The sequence below is a fragment of the Mesorhizobium sp. M7A.F.Ca.CA.004.06.1.1 genome (assembly GCF_003999135.1).
GTDB lineage: Bacteria > Pseudomonadota > Alphaproteobacteria > Rhizobiales > Rhizobiaceae > Mesorhizobium.
On sequence record NZ_RZPQ01001107.1, the window covers coordinates 1 to 1,353 of the forward strand.

Annotated in this window: 1 protein-coding gene and 1 pseudogene; both read left to right on the forward strand. The window is 63.5% G+C overall.

What is annotated here, in order from left to right; all coding sequences use genetic code 11:
* A pseudogene (locus tag EN906_RS34250) lies at nt 1-616 on the forward strand (tungsten formylmethanofuran dehydrogenase); the annotation flags it as partial.
* Nucleotides 610-1,353: amidohydrolase family protein (locus tag EN906_RS34255; RefSeq protein ID WP_164777614.1), on the forward strand; the 744-nt coding region annotated here is incomplete at its 3' end. The pseudogene EN906_RS34250 and the gene EN906_RS34255, both read left to right, overlap by 7 nt.

Below are 1,353 nucleotides of genomic sequence, written 5' to 3' on the forward strand. Positions count from 1 at the left end.
GAGGACACAGCACAAAGGGCGGCGTACATCGCAACCGGTGTCGAATTTCAATGATTTCGCCAAAGCGTTGGCGGCCGCGCATTTTCCCGTGTTCCTGTTTTCAGGCCACGCCGCCGAAGGCCTGGCATTGGAGATGCTGCAAGGACTGATCGCCGATCTCAATCACAAATCGCGCGCATCCGGCCTTCATCTGCCGGCGAACGAAAGCGGCTGGGGAAGCACGCTCGCCTCGGCCTGGATGACAGGTTTTCCGCTGCGCACCGGCTTTGCGCGCGGTTTCCCGGAATTCGATCCCTGGCGCTGCGATGTGGCTCGCATGATCGCTGCCGGCGAAGCCGACCTGCACCTGCGGATCTCCGCCATAACTGCCCAGCCGAAGGAAAAAAAGCGACGCATGGCGTTGATTGCGTTGACGAAAACGCAAGAGCCGGTTGCCGGCGCCGCAGTCACCATCGCCATCGGCGAAGCTGGGGTCGATCACGATGCGGTTGTCTACTCCAGCCGCACGGGCTCGCTCAGGTCGATCGATGCGCAAGCGGCCTCGCAATTGCCCTCCGCCGCGATGATCATCCGCCTGATCGCTAGCCACGCTTTCGCCGAGCCACTGCCATGCTGACGAAAATCGCCGGCGGCGACATCATCGATCCCGTCAACGGCCGTCTCGGCAAGGGCGACCTTTGGGTCAAGGACGACAAGATCGTTTCGGCGCCGGCGGGAGGGGCGGCCGACCGGATCATCGAAGCCAGCGGCTGCATCGTGATGGCTGGCGCCATCGACATCCACTCCCACATTGGCGGCGGCAATGTGAACACCGCGCGGCTGCTCTTGCCCGAACAGCATGCCGCCCATCAGGCGCGGCCGGCAATGACGCCGCTCTCCAATGCCGGCTGGTCGACGTTCCAGACCGGCTGCCTCTACGCCAAGATGGGCTTTACGACGGTGGTCGAGCCGGCGATGTCGCCGGGAGCGGCGCTTCACACGCATCTCGAACTGGCTGACATCCCGATCATCGACAAGGCAACCCTCGCCATTCTCGGCAATGACGATTTCCTGTTGTCGATGATCCGCGACGACGCCCCCTCGACGAGGATCGAGGACTATGTCGCCTGGACGGTCGCTTCGACGCGAGCGCTTGGGGTCAAGGTGATCAACGCCGGTGCGGCGGCCGCCTTCAAGGAGAACGTCCGCACCTTCTCGCTGGACGATGTCGTGCCTTCCTATGGCGTCAGTTCGCGCAAGATCGTCAAGACGCTGCAGGCCGCCGTCGACAGTCTTGGCCTGCCGCATCCCCTGCATGTCCATTGCAACAATCTGGGCAGCCCCGGATCGGCGGATACGGCGGCTGCCACCAAC